Source organism: Trichodesmium erythraeum IMS101, assembly GCF_000014265.1.
Lineage (GTDB): Bacteria > Cyanobacteriota > Cyanobacteriia > Cyanobacteriales > Microcoleaceae > Trichodesmium > Trichodesmium erythraeum.
Map to the genome: position 1 here is coordinate 1,120,844 of NC_008312.1, position 23,476 is coordinate 1,144,319.

23 protein-coding genes and 2 pseudogenes are annotated in these 23,476 nt (G+C 33.7%); 15 read left to right on the forward strand and 10 right to left on the reverse strand.

Going from position 1 to position 23,476, the window contains the following annotated elements; translation table 11 throughout:
- Positions 1-1,088: 1,088 nt before the first annotated feature.
- Both TERY_RS03265 and folB read right to left on the reverse strand, forming a co-directional pair.
- Positions 1,089-1,694: a methyltransferase domain-containing protein gene (locus TERY_RS03265; protein WP_011610516.1), complete on the reverse strand. Its 606-nt coding sequence runs from the start codon at positions 1,692-1,694 to the stop codon at positions 1,089-1,091.
- 778 nt (positions 1,695-2,472) lie between these two features.
- The gene (gene folB, locus TERY_RS03270) at positions 2,473-2,835 is read right to left on the reverse strand and encodes a dihydroneopterin aldolase (RefSeq protein ID WP_011610517.1); all 363 of its coding nucleotides are present in this window, start codon (positions 2,833-2,835) and stop codon (positions 2,473-2,475) included.
- Between the two features lie 636 nt (positions 2,836-3,471).
- Here folB and folK point away from each other — a divergent pair.
- The 7 genes and pseudogenes from folK (at position 3,472) to TERY_RS03290 (ending at position 8,438) form a co-directional block, all read left to right on the forward strand.
- Positions 3,472-3,987, forward strand: coding sequence for a 2-amino-4-hydroxy-6-hydroxymethyldihydropteridine diphosphokinase (folK, locus tag TERY_RS03275; protein WP_011610518.1), 516 nt, complete (start codon positions 3,472-3,474; stop codon positions 3,985-3,987).
- A 672-nt stretch (positions 3,988-4,659) separates the two neighbouring features.
- Positions 4,660-5,154 (forward strand): annotated as a pseudogene (locus TERY_RS36065) (class I SAM-dependent methyltransferase); the annotation flags it as partial.
- Between the two features lie 48 nt (positions 5,155-5,202).
- Entirely contained in the window at positions 5,203-5,499 is a 297-nt protein-coding gene (locus TERY_RS36070; protein WP_370497399.1) for a hypothetical protein, read from the forward strand.
- Between the two features lie 108 nt (positions 5,500-5,607).
- Positions 5,608-5,784, forward strand: coding sequence for a methyltransferase domain-containing protein (locus TERY_RS36075; protein ID WP_011610519.1), 177 nt, complete (start codon positions 5,608-5,610; stop codon positions 5,782-5,784).
- A 102-nt stretch (positions 5,785-5,886) separates the two neighbouring features.
- The gene (locus TERY_RS36080; protein WP_370496538.1) at positions 5,887-6,060 is read left to right on the forward strand and encodes a hypothetical protein; all 174 of its coding nucleotides are present in this window, start codon (positions 5,887-5,889) and stop codon (positions 6,058-6,060) included.
- A 214-nt stretch (positions 6,061-6,274) separates the two neighbouring features.
- Complete coding sequence (panD, locus tag TERY_RS03285; protein ID WP_011610521.1) at positions 6,275-6,751, forward strand: aspartate 1-decarboxylase; 477 nt, start codon at positions 6,275-6,277, stop codon at positions 6,749-6,751.
- Between the two features lie 700 nt (positions 6,752-7,451).
- Complete coding sequence (locus TERY_RS03290) at positions 7,452-8,438, forward strand: TauD/TfdA family dioxygenase (protein WP_011610522.1); 987 nt, start codon at positions 7,452-7,454, stop codon at positions 8,436-8,438.
- Between the two features lie 95 nt (positions 8,439-8,533).
- On the opposite strand, the pseudogene TERY_RS36085 reads toward TERY_RS03290, so the two are convergent.
- From TERY_RS36085 to TERY_RS03300, 3 genes and pseudogenes are all read right to left on the reverse strand, one after another.
- Positions 8,534-8,695, reverse strand: a pseudogene (locus tag TERY_RS36085) (IS5/IS1182 family transposase); the annotation flags it as partial.
- Positions 8,676-9,077: an IS5/IS1182 family transposase gene (locus TERY_RS03295; RefSeq protein WP_370497347.1), complete on the reverse strand. Its 402-nt coding sequence runs from the start codon at positions 9,075-9,077 to the stop codon at positions 8,676-8,678. The gene TERY_RS03295 and the pseudogene TERY_RS36085, both read right to left, overlap by 20 nt.
- 71 nt (positions 9,078-9,148) lie before the next feature.
- Positions 9,149-9,376 carry a transposase gene (locus tag TERY_RS03300; RefSeq protein WP_011610523.1) on the reverse strand — a complete coding sequence of 76 codons (228 nt, stop codon included), beginning with the start codon at positions 9,374-9,376 and terminating at the stop codon, positions 9,149-9,151.
- A gap of 288 nt (positions 9,377-9,664) precedes the next feature.
- Between TERY_RS03300 and tmpR (TERY_RS03305) the strand changes: the two genes are divergently transcribed.
- From tmpR (TERY_RS03305) to TERY_RS03335, 6 genes are all read left to right on the forward strand, one after another.
- Positions 9,665-10,384 (forward strand): bifunctional dihydropteridine reductase/dihydrofolate reductase TmpR, encoded by a 720-nt coding sequence (gene tmpR / locus TERY_RS03305; RefSeq protein ID WP_011610524.1) that lies wholly within the window; start codon positions 9,665-9,667, stop codon positions 10,382-10,384.
- 83 nt (positions 10,385-10,467) lie between these two features.
- Positions 10,468-11,373 carry a dihydropteroate synthase gene (locus TERY_RS03310; RefSeq protein WP_011610525.1) on the forward strand — a complete coding sequence of 302 codons (906 nt, stop codon included), beginning with the start codon at positions 10,468-10,470 and terminating at the stop codon, positions 11,371-11,373.
- A 30-nt stretch (positions 11,374-11,403) separates the two neighbouring features.
- Positions 11,404-12,123, forward strand: coding sequence for a bifunctional dihydropteridine reductase/dihydrofolate reductase TmpR (gene tmpR, locus TERY_RS03315; protein ID WP_011610526.1), 720 nt, complete (start codon positions 11,404-11,406; stop codon positions 12,121-12,123).
- Positions 12,124-12,502: 379 nt separating this feature from the next.
- On the forward strand, positions 12,503-13,396 hold the full coding sequence (locus tag TERY_RS03320; RefSeq protein ID WP_011610527.1) for a dihydropteroate synthase: 894 nt from the start codon (positions 12,503-12,505) through the stop codon (positions 13,394-13,396).
- 634 nt (positions 13,397-14,030) lie between these two features.
- Complete coding sequence (queD, locus tag TERY_RS03330) at positions 14,031-14,411, forward strand: 6-carboxytetrahydropterin synthase QueD (protein WP_370497381.1); 381 nt, start codon at positions 14,031-14,033, stop codon at positions 14,409-14,411.
- 922 nt (positions 14,412-15,333) lie between these two features.
- Entirely contained in the window at positions 15,334-15,516 is a 183-nt protein-coding gene (locus TERY_RS03335) for a hypothetical protein (protein WP_044136358.1), read from the forward strand.
- Positions 15,517-16,186: 670 nt separating this feature from the next.
- On the opposite strand, the gene TERY_RS03340 is transcribed toward TERY_RS03335, so the two are convergent.
- From TERY_RS03340 to TERY_RS03360, 5 genes are all read right to left on the reverse strand, one after another.
- The gene (locus tag TERY_RS03340) at positions 16,187-17,179 is read right to left on the reverse strand and encodes an L-histidine N(alpha)-methyltransferase (RefSeq protein ID WP_011610528.1); all 993 of its coding nucleotides are present in this window, start codon (positions 17,177-17,179) and stop codon (positions 16,187-16,189) included.
- A 122-nt stretch (positions 17,180-17,301) separates the two neighbouring features.
- Complete coding sequence (locus TERY_RS03345) at positions 17,302-18,804, reverse strand: P-loop ATPase, Sll1717 family (RefSeq protein ID WP_011610529.1); 1,503 nt, start codon at positions 18,802-18,804, stop codon at positions 17,302-17,304.
- An 8-nt stretch (positions 18,805-18,812) separates the two neighbouring features.
- A complete protein-coding gene (locus TERY_RS03350; protein ID WP_011610530.1) occupies positions 18,813-20,213 on the reverse strand; it encodes a KGGVGR-motif variant AAA ATPase in 1,401 nt (466 codons plus the stop codon).
- Complete coding sequence (locus TERY_RS03355; RefSeq protein ID WP_011610531.1) at positions 20,214-20,738, reverse strand: HEPN domain-containing protein; 525 nt, start codon at positions 20,736-20,738, stop codon at positions 20,214-20,216. It abuts the gene before it with no gap.
- Positions 20,739-20,770: 32 nt separating this feature from the next.
- Positions 20,771-21,010, reverse strand: coding sequence for a GTP cyclohydrolase II domain-containing protein (locus tag TERY_RS03360; RefSeq protein WP_011610532.1), 240 nt, complete (start codon positions 21,008-21,010; stop codon positions 20,771-20,773).
- Positions 21,011-21,342: 332 nt separating this feature from the next.
- On the opposite strand from TERY_RS03360, the gene TERY_RS03365 reads away from it, so the two are divergent.
- Together TERY_RS03365 and TERY_RS03370 are read left to right on the forward strand one after the other, a co-directional pair.
- Positions 21,343-22,380, forward strand: coding sequence for an ABC transporter substrate-binding protein (locus TERY_RS03365; RefSeq protein ID WP_011610533.1), 1,038 nt, complete (start codon positions 21,343-21,345; stop codon positions 22,378-22,380).
- A gap of 250 nt (positions 22,381-22,630) precedes the next feature.
- Positions 22,631-23,203 (forward strand): TerD family protein, encoded by a 573-nt coding sequence (locus tag TERY_RS03370; protein ID WP_011610534.1) that lies wholly within the window; start codon positions 22,631-22,633, stop codon positions 23,201-23,203.
- Positions 23,204-23,476: the final 273 nt, after the last annotated feature.

A 23,476-nucleotide genomic window follows, 5' to 3' on the forward strand; every position in this document is an offset into this window, starting at 1 on the left:
TTTCTCTTTTTTGTACAACAAAGCCCTTCATCAATTATCGGCCAGAGTCGTTTGGTTGTTTCTAGTTCTGGTGTATGAGCTGGTAAGAACCCCAAGCAGATATCTCCAGAATAAAAATTTAGGTAAAACCATAGAACGAAACCATGCACATCATGTCTGCACATGAATCAAATATTAGAATATATTTATCATTATCCAAAATAGACAAAGAGAATTATTGGTATTACAGACAAACAGCTAATAAAATTAATAGAAAATGCTCAAAAAATTGAACTAGAAAGAAGACAAGCGATCGCTTTCCTGTCGTTATTTTGGTCAGTCGTTATTTTGCTCAGAAACCCAATTTTCCCTATCTGCCATTTCTACAAAAATAACATTGTCAGGCTCCTGAGAAGTTTACCCCATCACCGACATCACATCATCATCGTTACCAGTCACTGCAACAATTAAAACCCTATTGTCCTGATCATACTTAATGGCCTTCCGTTGTTTAGGCATTAACTTGTAGCAAATAGTTACGCTGCCGTCAGGTTTAGTAATGGCCTTGTCCCAACTAAAACTAACAACGGCATCTTTCTCGCGCGCTCGCTTTGCAAAGTCTATAAATTCTTGCAAAGAACGAGCCCATTGACCAAAAACAATGGCCTAACAATTTAAGAAAGGGGCTTTATCCTTAGTCTTGTGAATGATTTTCTATTCGTAAATATTATTTGTTGGACCAAACAATTAATGTTTGTTAACTTCAGTTATGAAAGAAAATGATTTTTCTCTACTTATATTTATAGCAATACTTTTAAGAATTAGTAAAACTCAGCTTATGTAGAAGATATTACTTCGGTTATGGTATTTGAAGGAGATTAGATAAATAAAAATATTTACTAGCGCGCCTCTGCAAATTTTCAGACTAAATTACCAAATAACGGACTTGATTTTTATTACTGACTGCTGCTAATAGCTAGATACTAGAGTGCAGATAAACAAGCAAATGACGGACAGTGTAAATGGTAAAAATATTTTATTATGGCTTCCTAAACTGGATAGGTGTACTTCACGGGCAACACCAAATTTATGTATATATAATCTTACAATTATTTAGTAAAAATTGTTAGTAATACTGATCCTAATAAGTAATAATTAGCTTGTAAATTTAACCCCGCTTCCTTACCAAATTTTTCACGAGCTGTTGGACTGTAAAGTTTCAAACCACCAGGAGAAATACTCAAATACTGTAATTCATCTTGCCATTTAAAATAGGAATCAACTAAATAAAAATATCCACCATGGCGTAACACTCTATTCACTTCATTAAATACCTGTTGGGGATGAGGATAATGTAAAAAACTAATAGTGTTAAAAACAGCATCAAATACATCATTTTCAAAAGGTATTTCTTCAGCATTTCCTAATAAAAATTTTAAACGCTGTGGATAACAATTACGACTATTAGCTTGACTTATCATTTCTGGAGATAAGTCTAAACCATTACCTTGAAGAGTAGGAAAATTAACAGCAAGACGATGGAGAAGTTTTCCTGTACCACAACCTAAATCAAGTACATTTGCTGAATTTGATAAATCTACATATTCCAGTAACCTTTTATGTATAGCTTGATAAACTATAGAAGGGAATAACCAATCATAACTTGGTGCCCAAAGGTCAAAAAATGTTTGTTTAACAGAAGTCTTATTTGTCATATAATTTCAGTTTTTAATTATCAGTTATTAGTACGTATAAAAAAGCTATAGACTTGAAATACTGGAATTTATAGAGTATTTATTAGGCTAATAATAAAACTATTTCAGGCAATATACTCGCCCTAAAAAGTTTGATCATTAATAATAGAAAATTAATAATTATCAAGCTCCCTATAAGCAATTGCCTGAGTCTCCTAATCATGGAATAATATAACCATATTTATTTAGTCTTTAATCAATAGTGAGGTATATAGTTATACATATCAATTGTATTCATAGAAATATTTAATTTATGCCATATCATAAATAAGTTGGTAATCTTGTCCCATCAAGGTTTTGAGTAAAATTGGTGTAGGGTGACGGGGAGTATTTTTCACATTCTGCTAATCTGATATTCAGTTTTTTCTGCCCTCCCCATGCCTAAATATTTTGACTCTCCTATCTCTTTTACCTAAGACACAAGTACTATTACCAGTAAATTAATTAATTAAAAATTGTTATTTATAATAGAAATTTATATCATAGACTTATTAGCAAATTATGGCGTGGGATAATTGATAGTAAGTTAATCAGGTTCAATCTATTATTAATTGATAAATATTGTTTTTTTACTCTTAGAAAAATTGATTTTATTATAACTATGTTTAAGCTAATTTTCCCAAAAATATGTACTGTTTAATTATTAAAAATTAGAACGAAAAAAAGAGAAAATTTTACTATTTAATAATTGGGAAAACTAGCCTATTGTGGATAGTTTATAATTAAATTTTTAAATAAGTTATTTCTCCTTTACTCTAGTAATTTCAATAGTAACTTTGCCACCAAAATCGGGTATAGGTGCGGCTAATTTAGTTAAACGAACCTTGACATTTTGTACTAGTCGTTGTTGTAAAATATCTGTAGCGATCGTATTCGCTACTTTTTCTAATAAAGCAGACTTAGATTGTTTTACTAGTTTTTGGACAGTATTAACTATACTACCATAATCTACAGTATCTTCTAAGGCATCACTTTTGCTAGCAGCAGTCAAATCTAACCCCAAAGTTAAATCTACTTCAAACCATTGACCTAATACTTTCTCTTCTGGAAAAAATCCGATGTATCCGTAGCATCGAATTCCAGTAATGGAGATTGAGTCCATAATAACTAATTAAAAAATAGTTCCATCATTTTATTATATTAAATGGTTTTAATATTAAATGGTTAAACTATTCAGATAATTTATGAAAGGGTATATATTTATTCCTTCAGTTGTTAGTTTTGAGCAAATGATGAAACGAAACCTCTCCTAAGTTAATTCTTGAGATTTTACTAAGGCATGGCTAAATTCTCCTAACACCTCGAAGATGACAATTAATACAACGGTGGCTTGAATTTATTCCTTATTAGTGCTAATCCAACATTTTCTGGTGGCAAAAAATGAGTTAAATTAATTCTAAATAAGGGAATTAACTTAATGGTATAAAATGATTAAACCATTGGTAATTTATGATTTATGCCTTTTTCCATCTATATTTTATATTTAAACTTATTTTCTAGCCCTATTTTGCTTAAGTGCTATTATACTACAATTTGGCTAAAAATAATTAACTATCCTTTCTGGCCGTGGATTATTAATACAAAAAAAAGGGACTTTGTATACAATATCCCTAACTACTTGTTTAAAAAAACTAATTTTGTACTTTAAGAGTATAGAAATTACTATAAAATTGAGGATTATTGATAAAATAATATCAACCAATCACGAACCAGTAAATTATAAGCGATCGCTCTAAAAATGTCTAATCCTACTAACTTAAAGAACTCCCCAAAAAATCAAGGCCATGTAGCTATTGGTATGGGTAGCAATTTGGGAGAATCCCTTGATACTCTCAAGAATGCCATTCAAACTTTAGATGAAATTGCTGGTATTAAATTAATTACTTATTCTAGTTGGTATAGAACTAAACCTATAGGTCCACCACAACCAGATTATATTAATGGTTGTGCATTATTAAAAGTAGAATTAACCCCTCATAAATTATTAGAAGTTCTGTTAGATGTTGAACAAAAATTTAAACGGGTACGTTTAGAACATTGGGGACCTAGAACTTTAGATTTAGATTTAATTTTATATGATGATTTAATATTAGATACTCCTAATCTGCAAATACCCCATCCTCGAATGAAAGAAAGAGCTTTTGTACTTGTCCCACTAGCAGAAATAGCTCCTAATTGGATCGACCCAGTTTCGGGAAAAGCGATCGCTCTTCTTCAAGAAGAGGTAGAATGTTCTGGAATATCTAAGCTGTAAAATAGAAAATATTAACTTGATTTTCTGGTCACGGAACGTAAATTCAATAATACTGGAAATTTGTAGTTGATACTAAGGAAATCTCTTGAGGGTAATTAATTTTCTCTAGCTTCTGGCTTGTTCTCATTCCTAAGTGAGGTATTTGAAAAAAGCAATCTATAGATAGGGGACTTGACAGTTCAATAAAAATTGACTACACTTACTTAAACTTACACAATACTCAGGGATATTGTAACAGCATGAGTAATGAGTGAAAACTATATGAATAAGTATCCTGAGCTTCCTGGTAATTTTTTTGCCTCAATAGGAAAGATAAGTTACAGACTGCACTCAGTGGTATATGGGTGAGACACTGTAGTCTAAAGCTTATACAATTCCCAAACCATGTAAGTTTGGGTAAGTTTAGTAGAAGGGGAAGAGATAAATTGATCATAGATAGGATTTACTTATTGCAAAGGAATTTTGGGCATTTGAAATTGCTAATTACGGACTGCTCCACAAAAGTTGTTGTTTGCTATTGCCAAGCTGCACTAACGCAATGACAGAATTAGTTTATTTTACATAAGTCCTAATAGAATAATATTATACCTCTTCAAAAATGAGGATTTGGAAAGGGTGGGGCAAGGATTTGAGAACTTTTATTTGAGATGTCCATTAATATTGAATATATTTATGACACAAAACAAATTTTCTGAAGCCGATACAGAGGCATTTTATGATATTGAAGACAGTCTTTATCGTAGTTTTTGGGACTCAGAGGGAAGTTTATACTGGGGCTATTTTGAAAATTTAACTGAGGCAAAACCTAAAAATTTTATCACAGCTTGTAAACGGTGGAACGAATATATGTTGTTCCAGAGTGGGATAGAAAAAGATTCGCGAGTACTAGACCTTGTTTGTGGTAATGGCAATACTGCTATATGGCTATCCCAACAGACAGGGTGCGAATTAGTAGGAGTTGACCTCAGTAGTGTCCGCATTGAGAACGCCAAAACCAAAGCACAGCAGTACCCATCACTCAGGTTGAAGTTTATCAAGGCATGAGCAACTAATCTACCTTTTGAAGATAAAAGGTTTACCCATGTTTGGAGCCAAGCCACATTATATCACGTTCATGATCGCCATCAAGCATTACGATCAGCTTACCGCGTACTTGAGGAAGGAGGCATATTTATATTCGATGACCTGATAAGTCCGGCACAGGAAATCAACGAAATGGCCCGTAAATATGTATACGATAGATTGCTGTTTGAACCAATATTTAGTCTGGACTCCTATAAAGAATTCCTCAGGGAGTTAGGGTTTATGGTCTTGGTAACTAAAGACTTGAAGGAACACCTAAACAAAAGCTATGAATTGCTGTCCCAGTTAGCTTTGGCTAAATACCCGGAACTAAGTGCAGCTTATGATCAGACGTGTAAAGCAATTAAAACTAATCAATTAGGATGGGGATATTACTCATGTGAAAAAGTCAGCGATCGCCTCTCCTGGATTTACAAAAATGGTAAATAACATAACTTAGAGGAGAAATATGATGCCTGGGCAGCTGTTTATGATACAGACTTAGACCAACCTTATCATTGTTCTCCAGTCCATTCGGCTAATGCCTTATGGAAAGTATTGCCAGATAAGGATGCCATCATCCTAGATGCAGGAGCAGGCACAGTTATGGTGGGTGAAGCTCTAGCAGAATTAGGATACAACAATATCATCGGGGTTGACTTTTCCGAACAAATGCTAGAAGTAGGGAGGAAAAAGCAGGTTTATACCGCTCTTTACCAAGGTAATTTGGAATAACCTCTAGCTTTTGGCTCTCAAGCAAGTTATAATCTAATATTAGCAGTTGGTGTATTCACGTTTGGTCATGCTCATCCTCGTGCTTTAAGAAATCTGTCCAGTTTGCTGAAACCCGGTGGATATTTTGTACTAACTGTGCGAGTAAATTATTATGATGATGAGAGCAATTCCTTACACGAGGTACTTCAAGAGTTACCTTGGAATTTAGTTACTCAAGAAAGTTTTAATATTTATGAAACCGAACCAATGTATGTTATGGTTTTGCAAAAGTCCTAATGGTACTTAAACATTTTCTGGTTGAGAAGATGGGTCAAAGTCTGTCTAGACAAGGAAATGACGTCGATACCCTAAAAATGGCTAAAACCTGTGCTGGTTCATAATTTATAGCTTGTTTTACATCGAGCCCTTTTGATGTCTATAATTTGAGTCTGTTTTCTCCCTCTATTTTTTTTAATTCCCACTGGTTGTAAATGTAGACAAAAAAGAAATCATGACTACAATCAAATTAATGCATGCTAAACTTCATCGCGTACGAGTAACAGACGCAAAGCCTGACTACGTTGGCAGCGTGACTATAGACTCGGATTTACTCGAAAAAGTAGGAATTTTGCCTTTAGAAGAAGTGCAAATAGTTAATCTTAATAATGGCCAACGTTGGTTAACTTATGTTTTACCCGGACAAGCAGGATCGGGTATGGTTTGTCCAAATGGGGGTGCGGCACTTCTATGTAAAAAAGATGATATATTAATTATCTGGGCTAATGAACAATGCGATCGGGCTGAAGTCCTAGAAAATGGACATAAAGCAAAAATATTTGTGGCAGATGAAAATAACCACTGCCGAGAATTTCTCTATCAAATTTTAAATCCCAATCAAGGAAGTGTTGAATTTCACTCCCTGCCAGTAATTCCAGAAGGTAAAACATCTGAATACCTCCAACAAATGATCGAAACAAATAAAATTTAATCTTTGGAAAATAACACAGTTGAAAATAATAGGTGAGTAAATATTATACCTAATTTTATTGATTAGATATCTCCAGAAAAAGTTTTGGCACCAGATTCCGATCAGCGAAAAGCTGATTATAAAAGCTGATCATAAATATCTATATTATGCCTGACCCTATAATCAGCCTATAATAACCAGATTTAGTATCAAACCCTGGGCCCGCCGTTACCAAATAGGCATTTTTGGAGAGGTCTATTTGATAGGGAAGTAGGGAGTTGGAGAAGCCATTTAAAAATAAGTTGTACAAATTTAATCGGAAATGAATTGTCCAATCTAGCTTCCATAAAAAAACTGTTCAGGTTATTTTGACACGAGTCTGGGAAGATAAATTTTAAATTAGTATCCCTAGTGATAGGTGCTCAAAAATCTTCTCTAACTACTTACTAATGCTAGATAATACTAGATCGAGAAATTCAAGATTTCAACTATGGGCAATAGTCCATTTATTACAGTAAAAGGAAAACGTTTCTACTACATTTGGTTGCATGATAACTTTCTGAGTTCTTAATCTCGCCATCCTACTTCCGTTCAAAAAATTTATGATATTTCTGAGGTTATAATATCTCCCAAACCTCTAAAGGTCCAGTTAACAGATAATGACCTGATTATAGACTGGGATGAAGAAACTCATCATCGCAATATTTTTCCTATTTCTTGGTTGATCAGTCATGCTTATGATGAAGCAGCAGAAAAAGGGGACTTTCACAGTAAAATCGAACTGTGCAAACAAGAAGAAATTTTATGGGATACTGCACGGATAGAAGCACATTCACCAGAAAAACACGACTTTAATTCATGCCGCCCTCTCGACAGAAGTGACTTATCTCGCCAAGGTTGTGTTGAAATATATACCTTGGGTTTTGCAGTCATCAAAAATATGCCCTTATCAGAGTTAAATAATTTTCTCAGTAGTATTGGGCCAATTCCTTATACAGAGGGGGGACACTTCTATACGGTAAAATCTAAGCCAGCGGCTAATGACATAGCTGACACTGGGCACGCGCTACCTCCCTACACAGATTATGAAAGTTATATGTATGCTTCTCACCTACTGCAATTTCTTTACTTTAAAGCAACTAATGAAGATTCAACACTTGTAGATGGCTTTCGGGTAGCCCAAGATTTTCAAAAGCACCACCCAGACTATTTCCAAATTTTGGTAGAAACTCCTGCTCAGTTCCAGCAGTTTTACACAGAGTGGAAATATTATCACCGTCTAGACTATTTCCAAATTTTGGTAGAAACTCCTGCTCAGTTCCAGCAGTTTTACACAGAGTGGAAATATTATCACCGTCGTAGTCGCCGGATCATTGAATTAGACATAAAAGGGGAGGTTTCAGGAGTTTATTTTGGTAACTCCCACGCTTGTAATTGGGATATTCCTTTTGACAAAATGGAAAAATTCTATGAGGCTTATAGTCAATTCTTCCGTTATTTGAAAAGTCCTGAATATCAGTATCATTTCCGTTCAGAAGCAGAAGACTGCCTAATGATTCAGAATTTTCAAGTGCTACATGGAAGAACAGCTTTTGATGCTAATTCTGGTTCGCGACATCTAGAGGTTTCTTATGTAGCTTGGAATTACTTTACAGGAAGAGAAATTTTTCGGCAGTTTCAACATTTGTACTTGAATGAGAATTATTAAATTAGATGATTTGAGAAGTTGGTTAATGAGGCATCAAAATGAGTATTTGGTAGATACCCACTATATAGAACCTATTTGGGATCTTTTTTTGCCGTTCAGGCGATCGCCAATCTCTTAAGCATAAGTCTAACAAAACAAAGATTAATCTTGGTGGTGGCATTCTCAAGAGTTCTTTCAAAGTTTTTGACTAAACTCTTACATCTTTCCATCCAAGAATTAGTTCTTTCAATGACCCATCTAGCTTTGACGGGTACAAAACCCCTTTGTCCCTGCTTCTTCTTCGAGGGCTTTCGAGGGCTTAGGTGAGAGCTTAAACCGAATCTTGGTCATAATCGCTGGATAAATTTTTTTCAACTCAATCGTTAATTTTTCCGGGTGATATCCGTATGTCTGAAGAATAGTGATTTTAGGAATATTGACAGGTTTAGATTTGAAGTAATTAATATTGTCAGACAACATTTCAATTAATCCCACATCATCAGAGACTGATGCTTTAGTACAATGAGTAAAAAAAGGAAAACCTAGGCTATCTACTGCTAGATGCCGCTTGATTCCATTAGTACTCTTGTAAAAGCAAAATCCTTTCGACTCTGTACTTGCATTACAAGTATTTTTGACTGCTTGTGAGTCAATGATGATTAAAGTTGTCCCGGAGCGCTTTTTTTTTTACCTTTTGACGCAGTTGTCCATGTAAAACATCTCTAATCTTCTCAATTACCCCTTCCAATACGCCATTGTTTGTAGTGCCAAAATACCGTCGAATAAGGAGGTAAATCCTTGGGTAAATCACACCAGTTACAACCATTCTTAAGTTGGTAGAGAACACCATCCAATATTTCTCTTTTAGTCCATTTGGGGGGAAAAGTTCTTTTCTTTTTGGGTAACAGGGGTTCAATTATAACCCACTCCTCATCTGTCAAGCTACTAGAATATGGCATTTTCTATCCATTATAGTCTTTCAGAAAGATCCCAAATGGCTTCTATATATTTAGATATGTATGGTTATAATGGCTCAAAAAATTGGAATTCAATTCTGAAAAGATTCTAGGTAGTTTATTTTAATAAATTTAATGAATCTTAACTAATGCAAGAAGTAGACAAATAATTTTAACTGATGCAGGACTTACGCTAAAATGTATAAGTTATGTTTTTTGTAGGGGCTAACAACAGAAGTTAAAAAGTTTGTGTGTAAGTTCTGTGATGATTAAATTTAATTCTCAAAGACAATGATTAAAAAAGCACTTGTAACGGGTTCAGCAGTTGGAATAGGTAGGGCGATCGCTCTCGACTTAGCTAGGAAAGGATTTGATGTAGCATTTCACTATAACCGAAGTGCAGAAGCAGCCAACCAAGGAAGTCAAGAAGCAGCTACCTACGGAGTCAAGTCTATTGCTCTACAAGCAGATGTTACTAAACCAGAGCAAGCTAAATCTTTAGTAGAAAATGCAGCCGAAAAACTCGGAGGGTTATCTGTTGTAGTTAATAATGTGGGAAACTTTCTGGAAAAAACAACTAGTCAAATATCCATAGAAGAATGGGATGAAATGCTTGATTCAAATTTAAATTCCACTTTCTATGTCACTCAAACAACAATTCCTTACCTCAAGGCAGCAGGTTGGGGACGTATTGTCAACTTCAGTTTCGCAAGTGCCCAACATCTAAAAGCAGATGACCAACAAACAGCCTATAGAATTGCCAAAACTGGTATAATCATCTATAGTAAGTCCCTAGCTCAAGAATTAGTTAAGGATAAAATTACAGTAAATGTAGTTGCCCCAGGAGCAGCAGAAAATACTATTGGTCTGGAGGAAACTATTCCTCTGCTCCCAACTAAGCGACCTGCAACTTTGAAAGAAGTAACTCATGCAGTTGCTTTTTTTGTCAGTCCTGAGTCAGATTACATTACTGGGCAAGTTCTGGAAGTAGCAGGGGGTTACAGGTTGTAGCAATACTTAGCTATTTTCCTTGACAAAGATTGGGAATTTTAGCCGACTGAAAATTGTTATTGATTAAATAAAGGAGTTCAAAAATGCTTACTCTCGCAGAAATCTACGAAATTTATGACAAATATAAAGATGACTACAATACCCAAATAGAAGAGTTCAGTATTGGGAATAAAAAATTTAATTTTAATTCTCAAACATCTATTTTAGGAATCATTAATCTTTCTCAAGATTCTTGGTATAAGCAAACTATTTCTTACACTCCAGAACAAGCAATTCGCCGTGGAAAAGTATTAACACTTCAAGGTGCGGATATTATAGATATTGGCACTGAGTCTACTGTGAAAACTGCAGCTAGGGTAGACGAGTTGAAACAAACAAGTCAACTTTTGCCTATTCTGAAAACTTTCAGTCAAGAAGGTGTGTTAACTTCAGTGGAAACTTATTATCCAGAAGTTGCCAGAGAATGCTTAAAAGCAGGTGCAAATGTCATCAACTTTCTGGGAACTGAGCATAGTGAAGAAATGTATCAAGCTGTAGCTGACTTTGATGCAGCAATTATTATTTGTTATGTAGAAGGAAAACACGCTAGAGATGTAGGGGAATTTGACTTTACTTCAGGTAGAGATATGATAGATGTACTATACAATTATTTTGAAAAAGAGATAGAAATAGCAACGAAAATAGGAGTGAAAAAGATTTTTATTGATCCAGCAGTAGGTGTAGGATACACAAATTTTTACTACCAACACAAAAATGTATCAAATAGAATGAGATATCAAATTGAAACTCTTTTAAATGCTTTTCGGCTTAGAAAATTAGGCTTTCCTGTTTTTAATCAAATACCTACAGCTTTAGAAATTTTTGGAGAAGAGTTTAGAAGTGCTCAAGTGTTCACGGCAGTGTTTGCAGCACTAGGAAAAAATGATATGATTAGAACTCATGAAGTTGCTAAAGTTAAAGCTCTTTTAGAAACTCTGAGTTGCTTGTGATAGTTTAGATAGAACTTAATATTCAAGACAATGCTAAAAAAAGCACTTGTGACAGGTTCAGGAGTGGGAATAGGTAGGGCGATCGCTCTTGACTTAGCTGAGAAAGGATTTGATGTAGCATTTCACTATAACCGGAATGCCGAGGCAGCTAACCAAGCAAGTCAAGAAGCAGCTACCTACGGAGTCAAATCTATTGCTCTACAAGCAGATGTGACTAGGCCAGAGTCAGCTCAATGTTTAGTAGAAAATGCAGCAGAAAAACTTGGAGGTTTATCAGTAGTAGTCAATAATGTGGGCAACTTTTTAGGAAGACCTACTAGCAAAATATCCATAGCAGAGTGGCAGGAAGTTATTGACTCTAACCTCAATTCCAATTTCTATGTTACTACAGCAGCACTCCCCCATCTGAAAGCAGCTAATGGGGCACGAATAGTTAATTTTGCTTGCGCTCATGCTCAAAATGTGGTAGCACGAAAGACAAATACGGCTTATGTAATTGCCAAAACAGGGATTATCATCTATAGTAAGTCTCTGGCTCAAGAGCTGATTAAAGACAAAATTACTGTTAATGTAGTATCTCCTGGAATAGCTGAGAATTCTTTTGACCTAGAAGAAATGATTCCTAAGTTACCTGCTAAACGTCCAGCAACTTTGCGAGAAATTAATCATGCAGTTTGGTTTTTTATTAATCCTAATTCTGATTATATTACAGGACAAATTATAGAAGTATCTGGTGGTTGGAATTTATAGACAGGAAATAGGGAATATCAAAGGCAAAAGATAGAAGCTAGAAGGGAAGAAAAAGCACTTATGGGAGAAGTTTTTTTTATGATTGATGATCCGGATATGATATGACATATATCTGGCAATTTTTGGGAATTTTAGATTCAAAAAAATAGCTGTAATCAAATGGATAGTAGGAAAAAATTTAACTTATTTAGGTTAGTCAGCCTCTGACTAATAAATAAGGTCTTAAGCACTTTTATTTAAGGGAGATAAGAAAGAAAATTTCTGGTTTTTTTGCCTCCGGATGAAACTATAGGTACTGCTTCCCTACGGCACATGAAAAACGTACTTCCTCCCCCACCAAAGCTAATTAATAACTAATAACTGATAACGGATAAATGATATGCTGAATCTTGAAGATTTATATACAATCCATGAACAAAACCAAGATTCTATAAAAGCCAAAGTAGAAGAATTTTCTATTGGTAATAAGCAGTTTAACTTTAATACTGAGAAAGCTATTTTAGGAGTAATAAATCTTTCTAATGATTCTTGGTATAGAGAAAGTGTCTGTTTGAGTGCAGAAACAGCCATTCGTAGAGGAATAGTTTTGAAGTCTCAAGGTGCAGATGTAGTAGATATTGGAGCAGAATCAACTTTAGAAAAGGCGGAAAGAGTAGAAGATATTAGGCAAAAAAGTCAAATTTTGCCAGTTCTGAAAGCCCTTCATCAAGAAGGTGTTTTAACTTCTATAGAAACATATTATCCAGAAGTTGCCACGGAATGTTTAAAAGCAGGAGCTAATATAATTAATTTAACTGGACCCGAAAAAAGTGCAGAAATTTATCAGACTGTATCTGAATTTAATGCGGGGGTAATTATCTGTTATGTTCAGGGAAAAAATGTTAGAGAAGTAGGTGATTTTGATTTTGGAGATGACCCCACAAATTTAATGTATGAATATTTTGCTCAAGAAATAGAAACGGCAACTAAGTATGGTGTGAGAAAAATATTTATTGACCCTGGTTTAGGATTTTATTATAAAAATCTTCAGGATAGTTCTTTACGAATTGGTTATCAGATGAAAACTTTTTTAAATACTTTTAGATTGAGGAAATTAGGTTTTCCAGTATGTCATGCACTTCCCCATGCTTTTGAATGTTTTGGAGAAGAAGTTAGAAGTGCTGAACCTTTTTTTTGTGTCTTGGCTGCACTGGGAAAAACTGACTTATTTAGAACTCATGAAGTTCCTAAAATTAGAGCTGTTTTAGATACTTTGGGATTATTTCAAAAATAAGGAAGTAGGGGGAATTTCTAGTGGTGTACTAACATCCCCAAAACAAAAATGTAGGCCTTTGTAGAATAAAGTGAATCCTAACAAACCTGTTCTCCTCTTTTGGTTAGATTTCGTCCCTCAGCCTAACTAACCTCTATTGCAGCAATTTTAGTTGTGTTAGTCTAGTAGAGTGCCTTAGACGGTTTAATTTAGGCTGTCAAAGGTATTTATAAATATGTTGTAATGCACTATTTTAGTGGTATTATTCTAGTTGTTTATGCCCTGATGGAACTTATCACCAATTTCCTCAAGTTAAGAACATATAACTTGATATCTTATCTTTCAAGCTTGATAGACTACTTTTGGAAGTTAAGTTTTAAGTTGATGAAATTGGTATTATACAAAATAGTAGTAGAAAATAGGGTTAAAGTTAGTAGCAAGGAAGAAGGAATAAAAAACTTAAATTTGAGTAGAGAGTTCCCAAAAGTTGAGGTATGTAATAATAGATATGCTTCAATTTTATTTCTTCCTGATAGTCTTCTTAATTCGTTACCTTTTAGTTTTACTTATAACTGATAGCTGAGGTGTTAAATGAAAAAAAAAAGATGAAAAAGATCAAACTATAAAAAATGAATCTGACTCAGAAACTTGGGTAATAGGTAAAGAGTTTAGGTTTGAAGCTTCTCATCAACTACCTAATCATGATGGGAAATGTGCAAGATTACATGGTCATTCTTGGCGTGGTGTTATTTATGTTTCTGGTAATAAGTTGATAACTTCTGGAGCTAAAAAAGGTATGATTATGGATTATGGAGATATTAAAAAATATCTCCAACCACTACTGGATAATTATTTAGACCATTACCATTTAAACGAAACTACAGGTTTAGCTAACCCAAGCAGCGAAGCCATAGCTAAATGGATTTACGAACAATTAGAAAATAAAATTCCTGGGCTTGTAGCAGTTAGAATTGATGAAACTTGTACCAGTCAATGTATTTATTCAAAAGGTAAAATTAATTTTTTGATTTCTTAGAATAAAGAGTCAGTAATTAGTAGCTAGGATAAAAAAAATACTATATTTTTTTGTTTATTAAATAGTCATCATAAATTGGATTCAAACTTTTTATAAGAGTTAATTTGAACCGAACTTTTTTAAAGTTATTGCTCCTGATTTTTAACTTGTGAATTATTTCTTTCTGTAAGCATTCAGCTATCAGCTATCAGCTAGTGTCTAGTGACAAAAGTTAGTAATATTATTTTTAGACAGCGCTTTTCAAATTGATGAACTACATCGCCATAACCAAAACCTTGTAGAGAAATTGCATATAGGTAGGTTGCATAAGGGCGTCCCTATAGTGGTCTACTGTGGAGAAAAACTACCGTAATTTATACAATTAGACACTAGAAGGAAAAATTAGTCTCCAAAAAGAATTAAAAGTCTGACACGAAAAAGATAATCAGCTTTAAGTAAGTATTTTATTACTTTCATTGGTTTCTTGTCTTAGCAAATGATCAGAGTTATAATGAATCTAATGCCACATACCAAGGGCGAGAAGTTAACCATCAAAGTGCTAAAGGAGCTGCCTATATCGAACGTTTTAATATTTTTTTAAAGCGCAAAGGTTTACCCTTCAGTTATGTTAGTATTTGCGAATTAGTTTATTATATAGGTGTAGTTCATCAGCTATTTTTGTGAAATAAAAATATCCTGAATGACCTTACTTGTTGTAATGAAGCACAGTGGTCTGAAGAAGATGTGCGATGGTGTTGTCAATGCGCAAAATGTGCTTTTTCTTATGCTTTAATTGAAGCCGTAACAGATTATCATTTTGCCTCCCAGGTAGTAGGAAAAGACTTATTTAGCTTAAAAAAAAATTGAGGATATTTGGAAACGTTTATTTGACCCAAATTATGAGAAACCATTTGAGTGTGTTGGTGAAAAACGTGAGACTTTGATGGCTTTAGTTAAATGCCGAAAACAACGTCTCAAAAATGGCGAATCTTTGGGTATTCTGGCCGAGATACCTGAAGTCGAATTTGATAAATCTCTACTAAAAATATCTACTCCTCAAAATATTCCAATTCAACATCAAGAAAAACTTAATTTGGTTTTGACTGAATCAGGTAAATATTCTTAATCATTTAGGGATTTTTAAACAAAAATAACTTATACACTCAAACAAGAAACTGGGTTTATTATCTTGATTTTTCAAGTCACAAAATTTTGCATTATAACCATACTTCTAGGTAACTCCTAATCAAAAAATATTCGATTACTGTGAATTTAAAGAGTAGGAAATAGAGACAGGAAAACAAAAAAGTATATTCCCAAAATTAAATCAAGCATATTCCAGATTACAGGGTAAATATTTTTTGTTTACTCCCTATTCTACTACCTTATTAATTAGGGCTGGCTGATTAAATCAGGACTTACGGACCAAGCGCTATATCTAGTAGGGTTTAACAGCCGTTAACTTCTACAGATCATGTATATTTTCATCTGCGTGAATAAGTCCTGTAAATATTAAAATATTAACTGATATTAGTTACTGTTTTTTAGGGTCGAAAAAAGTACCCGGCTTTCAGTGAAAAATCCTTATACATTTTAGAGTTTTGGGCTGACCATAGCAGAAAAATCAAGGGACAAATATATTCGACTACCTACTCACTATTATGTATTGATGCTGCATAAAAATTCCATACCTACTCCCCTATTTTTCCTCCTGGGAGGGGTTAGGGGTAGGTTGGTTATAGTTAGGGGTGAATACCTTTTTTCAATACTCCTTAAAAATGTTTTTTCAGCAAACCCTATATACTTTTTTGGCAGAGATAAACTCCTTCTTCTTGATTAGCAGATTCCCAATAATTCAACATATTTATCCCATAACTACTGAGGATTTCTTGGAGTTTTGCAGTAGTATAACGGTAGGAAAAAAATAACCCAATTTTATCTCCGCTTTTCCATTCTATCAATTGATTATCCAATTTAAAAGTCACATCATTATTTAATTCAAAATCAGCATTAACTCTTTTTAAATCAGGTTTTTCCTCATCATCTTTAATCCTAAATTTAATGCTCCCATTTTCCCGGTTAACTCCCACATCTTCCAATACAGTAGTTAGCCAATCTTTAGTCAAGTTATTATTATATTGCGCCATTATTTTTTCAATACCTTGAACATAGTCAGAACCAGGTGCTAAATTTGCACTTAATAGCAATAAATCTCCCTCAACCAAAAAATTGTTTAAAATTGGGAAAATTTCCTGGGGATGAAAATTAGGAATCATGCCAAAAAATGTAATAATTCTCCTTTCCTGCTCACTTCTTTTCTGAATCTGAAGCATTAAATTATCACTATGAAGTAAATCACAAACAATTGGTTGTACAGATAATTCAGGAAAAGAACTCCTAGCTTTTTGAGCAGAAATTATTGCTAGAGATAAACTAACATCTAGAGGATAATAAGTTAATTCTCGTCGTTTATTAGATAAGTAGGACAATAACAAACTATCTTTAGTTCCACCACCAGAACCTAATCCAATTAACTGTAAACTGGAAAATTTATCTAGAGTTTCTGCTGTTTTTTGGAAACATTTTTTATAAGTATCAACACAATTTCTATCATTTTGAGAAGGGGAATATTCTTGATGAATTTTTAACCATTTTTGACTTTGCTTAACACTATCATAATGAAACTTATGATTAATTTTTTTCCCCGAGAAACTAACTAAATAATCTTGATAAACTTGGTCCGGAAATTGACTTGGATGTACAAATACTTGTTCAAATGTTGCTGACATAATAATTAAAGATTATTTGATTTAGGATAAGCAAATATTGGATATGATAATAAATTTATAAGTGGAACTCAAGGAATTCAAAATCAATATTAATGACAAATAATTCCTTGATTTTAATTGTTTTATCTTGAACGTTTAATTCCACCCTTGCGTTTAACTTCAAAACCATATCGATAAATATCGGGGATATTAATTCTCCGATCTAAGCGAATTTCAACAATACCTAATTGTTCTAAGTATTGTAAAATTTCTTGGGGCTTTAATGAAGGTGGTTCTTGGTTCCATTTTGTGTTTTCTAGTAAGTTGAGAAATTTTTCTTCTTCAGTTAGAAGTGTTAAATCTTTAAGTTCTTTTCTTAAAGCTTCTAACCAGGGATATTCTTCCTCTGTAAGTTCTTTGATTCGATCTTGAGAGGTATCCATTAAAGCTCCTTGTAAATCAGAAGGTTCTAATAAGCGATTTTCGGGCAATTCTTTTTCGTCAAATTTTTCTAATCTACGCTCTGCAGCCAAGGAGAATAACCTTAAAAAAGAACGAGGAGAAATGCTACGTTTTGCATCTTGAAGGTGATTAGAAATCCAGTTATAAGTGTAGCCTTTGCGAGGATTTTCTCCCATAAATACCCCAACTATTTTTTCCATTAATAATTCAAAACGAGATTCATCTGATGTAGGTAATATACCTAGGATGTTATCTCTTTTTAAAGTTGAAGGAATTAAATCAGGAACTATTTTTAAATAATCATTCATTTCTTCTCCAGAGTTAGCTAAACGCTTTACCAATAACTGATATAACAATGGAGTTTTCCACTCTAAAGTAATTTGATGTCCCCTGAGTTTAGAAGCATCTGGAAATCCTAAAAAATCGTGTTGAAATAAGTCTGTGCGTAGAAATATTTTGGGTCTAATTCGTTCCCAACGACGCCATCTATCTAGCCAAAATGCTAATAGTTCGGCGATGGGAGCCCGCAGTTTTAAATAAGAAGGAACAATTCGATCTAGTTCATCATAAGTGATAAATAACCAGCGATCGTCTGCCAATAATTCTTCATCTAATTTATCTAAAGCATAGTTGATACTTTCAAAGTTCTGGCGAGCATCTGGAAACCAGCCGGAAAGTAATGATAATTTGTTAGTTAAACAACCACGAATGTCCTCTGGTATTTCCTGAGCCCAATTGTGATTTGATAATTCTTTTTCTTGTTGAAATATTACTCCTAATACCAATCCGATCCAAAAAATACGCCAATCACTTCTATCCTTGTCTTTCATGTAGTTTTCTGTTACATCTGGTGTAGGAAATTTTTTTTCCCTAGTCTTAGTACGACCATATCCAGCAATCCAAATTGTTTTTTCTAAAGGGGGTAAGCGTTTAATTGTTAAGTTTTTTACTAAGGCTTTGCGACCATTAGGACTTCCTAGTAAACGAAAAAATTCTGTTTTACCAACACCTCTGCCACCTAATATTAAAAATGTATCAGTGTCCAATGTCTTACGGTAGCGATCTACAGGTAAAAAGTTTTTTAGAAATAAATTTTCATTATCACTTTCATGTTCAGCTATACCTTTTCCTGGTGTAACATTAGCCATAATTTCTAATAGCTTTTTTTTATCAAAGTTAGTCATTTTCCTACCTAATTTTTCAGGTTCAATTTACGGTTAAAAAGACGGCACAGTCTTTCTGCCAGTCGTTGATAAGGTTTACCTGTTAAAATATCAATAATATTTAACAAAGAACTATCTTCTTCAACAGCAGAATATTCAAATAAATTTATTTCTCTACGCAATTCACTTTGCCAGTCTATAACTATTGGGTAAAAACGATCTTCTTGACCATTGGAGTTAGGAACATCTTCGCTAGAGCTATAGTAATGATCTTGAAAAACACTATAAGCGTCCTCTCGAAATTTTCTCAGCTCCTGCTCTCTTCCTGGTACACCTATTCCTGGAGCTAGAGCATGGATGAGTAACAGTGGCAAAGCTTCGGGAGCTAAAGGTTTTGCTAGACGACGAATAACTTGAGTTAGTCCTGCCCAACTTTGACGAGATTGAGTGCCAAAAATGACTGCTGCATGGGAGAATTCAGCGATCGCTAATCCTCCAAGATCGTGAAAACCTGTTCTGGTATCAAGTAAAATAAAATCTAGTTTCCCTGCTGCTTCATTCAGTTCTTTGAACTTATCAGACGCTGCTTCATTCAGTTCTTTGAACATATCAGACCAAGTTTTTTCCAGTGGGTTATTGACATTGAGCAAATTCTGGCAATCAAGTCTTGCCAACTTTTCCAGATAGTTATTATCCACATTTCCTGCACTCAGTATAGGTAAAATTCTGTCTTCATCTCCTAATAAATTTTCATCCTTGAATGATTCTAAATGATCCTTAAGTTCCCAATTCTTACCTTGGATATTTTTCTCTAACAAATAATCAATTATCCCTGGAAGACTCTTCTCTCGATCTGGGAAGAAAAAAGTGAATATACCAGGAGATTCTAAATCTAAATCGACTACAGCTACTTGATGACCGTGACGAGCTAATGTCAGAGCTGTTGCAACTAATGTTGTTGTGCGACCAACTCCACCTTTGAAGGAAAAAAACGAAACTATTGCTGGTTTATGACCTTGATCTACTACTTTCTGAGGCCAAGGAGGCTCAGTTTCTTTTTTATTTGTCCATGCTTGTTTAGCAACATGACGCTCTAACACATACCAACGAGGTTGACTTTCATCATCCCATTCAGCGGAAACTCTTTCCGAGCGGATCACATCTATCAAATTTTTATAACCATCTTTTTCTCCTTGTGGTAGCCAAATATCGTGGCCGTAGTAGGAAACGAGTTTATTCTCAAGGCGTTCTTCTAAGTGATTTAGAATAATATCTTCAAGATTTTTGTTTTCTAGAGGTTCCAGGAAAAGTCTAATCTTTCCCTGCACATCGCGAATTATAGTTATTGATTCTAGTTGGTCTTTTATAGAAGATTCTTCAAAGCATTCTTGCACTTTGTCAAATGTTTCACTGAAAGTAATATTAGTCATTTAAAGCTCCTCACTAGATATCCTACCATCCAAAATTAGTTTGGGAATAATTTCGTTATAGATTTCTGCTGCTCGTTTAACTGCTTCTTTTGCCTTGAATTCCTTGCACCAACCAGACTGAAAATAACGTCGCTCTGGATGATATTCAGCTAAAACTGTCCCTTTTATCCGGGAAATTGACAGTTGAGCATCAAGAATAGGATAAATTATCCGTAATCTTCCAATGCCTTTACCTTGAAGTTGTCTTAAATTGTGACCGAATTTTTGACAAGCTTTATTGTTAATATATTGCTCTACTATAACTTTAAGAGTACATTCTACCACATAGCCTGCCAAGTAAACTGCATTATCCCAACGATGTTGAGCTAGCATAATTTCTGCATCATATAAATGCCTTCCAGCAGCTTGGATAAATGACTCTTTAAAATGACTCTTAAATGACTCTTTGATAGATGAATCTTTTGAATCTTTTGAATCTTTTGACTCTTTTGACTCTTTTGACTCTTTGATAGATGAATCTTTCATATTTTAATCAGCTAAGTTTCTCCCTTTAATGGTTAAAAAATATTCTCATCTGGAACTTCTTTATTTGTATAATAAGCTGTCGCTTTCTTGGCCGCAATTTCTACTGGGACATCTTCTGGCACCAACTGATCACGAATAGGCACTCGCTCCACTATTTTAATACCAGAGTTAATAATAGGGCTATATTTGATATCACTCATCGACACTAAACCCTCAATATTACTCATGCCTAAGCAATGAAAAACATCAGCCATTAATTCCCGAAACCGCATATTTTGTAATCCTACTACACATTCAGTCCCAGGAAAATTATGATTTATATGGTAGTATAATATAAATCTAACTATTAGTATTTAAATCAACATTAGTCGTAAGTCTTTAGCTATCAGATACTGAAAACTGTTGACTGTTGACTGATAACTGAAAAAAATGGAGTATTATAACTCTTCGCGCTATAGCTAATGCCTGAATGCTTATTAATTAAGTTAATTATAACTAAAAATTATTAACTGAAAACAAAGCAGGTAAAAAAGAGAGTTTTGTTACTTATAGCTGATAGTTAATACTTGAATGTTTACTATATTAAATAAACCTAGTAAAAAATATGAATTATATTAGTCGCCGTAAATTTATTTACTATACTAGCCTAGCTGTTGGTAATGGCATATTAACAAGTTGTACTAATACTAATAAATCCAATTCAGTAGCTAAAAACGACAAAAATATTGACAAAGTTACTTATGGAACAAACTGGTATGCTCAAGCCGAACATGGAGGTTTTTATCAAGCAATTGCTACAGGAATTTATGAAAATTATGGTTTAGAGGTTACTATCAGAATGGGAAATGCTCAAGTCAATGGAACTCAGCTATTAGTAGGAGGTGCAATAGACTTTTACATGGGCTCTAGTCTGAGTGCAATTAGTTCTGTAGAAGCCAAAATTCCTACTATTACAGTCGCAGCTATTTTCCAAAAAGATCCTCAAGTATTAATTGCTCATCCAGGGATGGGAAATGACTCTTTAGAACAATTAAAAGGCAAGGCAATTTTTACCTCATCTTTATCTGAAAAAGGCTATTGGCAATTCCTAAAAAGTAAGTTTAATTATACAGACGATCAGAAACGTCCTTATAATTTTAGTGTAGCTCCATTTTTATTAGATAAAAATGTAATTCAGCAAGGTTATCTCACATCTGAACCTTTTACAATTCAGCAAAAAGGAGGCTTTGAACCTGTAGTTATGTTATTAGCAGATGCTGGCTATCAACCTTATGCTACTACTATAGAAACAACAAAAGAAATGGTAGAAAAAAATCCCGATTTAGTCCAGAGATTTGTTGATGCTTCAATTAAAGGTTGGTACAGTTATTTAGAAAATCCCGAACCTGCCAATCAACTAATTAAAAAAGATAATCCAGAAATGACAGATGAATTATTAGCTTATAGTTTAGAAAAAATGAAAGAATATGGTGTTGTTATTTCTGGAGATGTTATTACTAAAGGTATCGGTGCTATGACAGACCAACGCTGGAAATCATTTTTTGATAGTGTAGTGGAGACCGGAATAATTAAGCCAGCTACTAACTATAAAGAAGCCTTTACTTTACAGTTTGTTAATAAGGGAGTAGAAGCATATCAATGAGTTAATTTTTCGGAAATAAATAACCTTAATTAATATAGTAATATTAAATTGGTTATGATTTTTTTATAAACAATTAATTTAAACTAAAAAAGTTTGAAATAATGAATGTAAAAAGCAATCCGATGCTTCCCTTAACTAACTACCCCCAAAATATTACAATTAAAATAGGATTGCTATCTTAATAATTGTTAACTAATAACTTATAAACTGGGATAGGATTGCTATATTAATAACCGATAAGAGGTAAATTATGTCTATTAATCTCAGCAAAGGTGAAAGACTAAATCTTTCCAAAGAATCTCCTAATTTAACACAAGCTGGTATTGGGTTAGGATGGGATATTAATACTACAGATACAGGTTCTGAATTTGATTTAGATGCTTCTGTATTTATGTTAGGAGCTAATGCAAAAATTCCTTCAGAAAAATACTTTGTTTTCTACAATAATTTAACATCACCAGATGGTTCTGTTAAACATTCAGGAGATAGTAGAACAGGAGAAGGTTCTGGAGATGATGAACTAATAGAAATAGATTTAAAAAAAGTAGATCAAGAAATTCAAGAAATAGTGTTTGTCGTAACTATTCATGAAGCGGATGCTCGAAGACAAAACTTTGGACAAGTCAGAAATTCTTTTATTAGAATTTGTAATATTACTACTGGAGAAGAAGTAACTAAATATGAATTAGAGGAAGATTTTTCCCGAGAAACTGCCCTAGAATTTGGGAGACTTTATCGCAAAGATAATGACTGGAGATTCCAAGCTGTTGGACAAGGTTATAATTCTGGCTTACAAGGGTTTATTGATAAGTATGTTTCTTAGCTTAAGATTGTAGAGAAATAATGGTAATATTAACCCATAATTTTTTCTTAGGTATTGACTAGATAATTCTAGTTCTTATAAAGCATAATTCCCATTGATAAAACGAAAAAATTATACGGCGCTTTCCGTTGTCGGTGAGGTAGAGAAATAGCACTTACCAAACTAGTTTTTGCACTAATACTTTTAGTAACAGAATATAAGACGGCAATATATGGGAATTGATATTTTCTGTTGTAAGTGTGTAGTAACTATTTTCCTGGTGAGTTATTTTGG

Bases quoted from the DNA above. Each gene is read 5' to 3' on its own strand.
- TERY_RS03265 (WP_011610516.1), bottom strand. From the start codon at position 1,694: ATGACAAATAAGACTTCTGTTAAACAAACATTTTTTGACCTTTGGGCA.
- folB (WP_011610517.1), bottom strand. From the start codon at position 2,835: ATGGACTCAATCTCCATTACTGGAATTCGATGCTACGGATACATCGGA.
- folK (WP_011610518.1), top strand. From the start codon at position 3,472: ATGTCTAATCCTACTAACTTAAAGAACTCCCCAAAAAATCAAGGCCAT.
- TERY_RS36070 (WP_370497399.1), top strand. From the start codon at position 5,203: ATGGCCCGTAAATATGTATACGATAGATTGCTGTTTGAACCAATATTT.
- panD (WP_011610521.1), top strand. From the start codon at position 6,275: ATGACTACAATCAAATTAATGCATGCTAAACTTCATCGCGTACGAGTA.
- TERY_RS03300 (WP_011610523.1), bottom strand. From the start codon at position 9,376: ATGCCATATTCTAGTAGCTTGACAGATGAGGAGTGGGTTATAATTGAA.
- tmpR (WP_011610524.1), top strand. From the start codon at position 9,665: ATGATTAAAAAAGCACTTGTAACGGGTTCAGCAGTTGGAATAGGTAGG.
- TERY_RS03310 (WP_011610525.1), top strand. From the start codon at position 10,468: ATGCTTACTCTCGCAGAAATCTACGAAATTTATGACAAATATAAAGAT.
- tmpR (WP_011610526.1), top strand. From the start codon at position 11,404: ATGCTAAAAAAAGCACTTGTGACAGGTTCAGGAGTGGGAATAGGTAGG.
- TERY_RS03320 (WP_011610527.1), top strand. From the start codon at position 12,503: ATGCTGAATCTTGAAGATTTATATACAATCCATGAACAAAACCAAGAT.
- TERY_RS03335 (WP_044136358.1), top strand. From the start codon at position 15,334: ATGGCTTTAGTTAAATGCCGAAAACAACGTCTCAAAAATGGCGAATCT.
- TERY_RS03340 (WP_011610528.1), bottom strand. From the start codon at position 17,179: ATGTCAGCAACATTTGAACAAGTATTTGTACATCCAAGTCAATTTCCG.
- TERY_RS03345 (WP_011610529.1), bottom strand. From the start codon at position 18,804: ATGACTAACTTTGATAAAAAAAAGCTATTAGAAATTATGGCTAATGTT.
- TERY_RS03350 (WP_011610530.1), bottom strand. From the start codon at position 20,213: ATGACTAATATTACTTTCAGTGAAACATTTGACAAAGTGCAAGAATGC.
- TERY_RS03355 (WP_011610531.1), bottom strand. From the start codon at position 20,738: ATGAAAGATTCATCTATCAAAGAGTCAAAAGAGTCAAAAGAGTCAAAA.
- TERY_RS03360 (WP_011610532.1), bottom strand. From the start codon at position 21,010: ATGCGGTTTCGGGAATTAATGGCTGATGTTTTTCATTGCTTAGGCATG.
- TERY_RS03365 (WP_011610533.1), top strand. From the start codon at position 21,343: ATGAATTATATTAGTCGCCGTAAATTTATTTACTATACTAGCCTAGCT.
- TERY_RS03370 (WP_011610534.1), top strand. From the start codon at position 22,631: ATGTCTATTAATCTCAGCAAAGGTGAAAGACTAAATCTTTCCAAAGAA.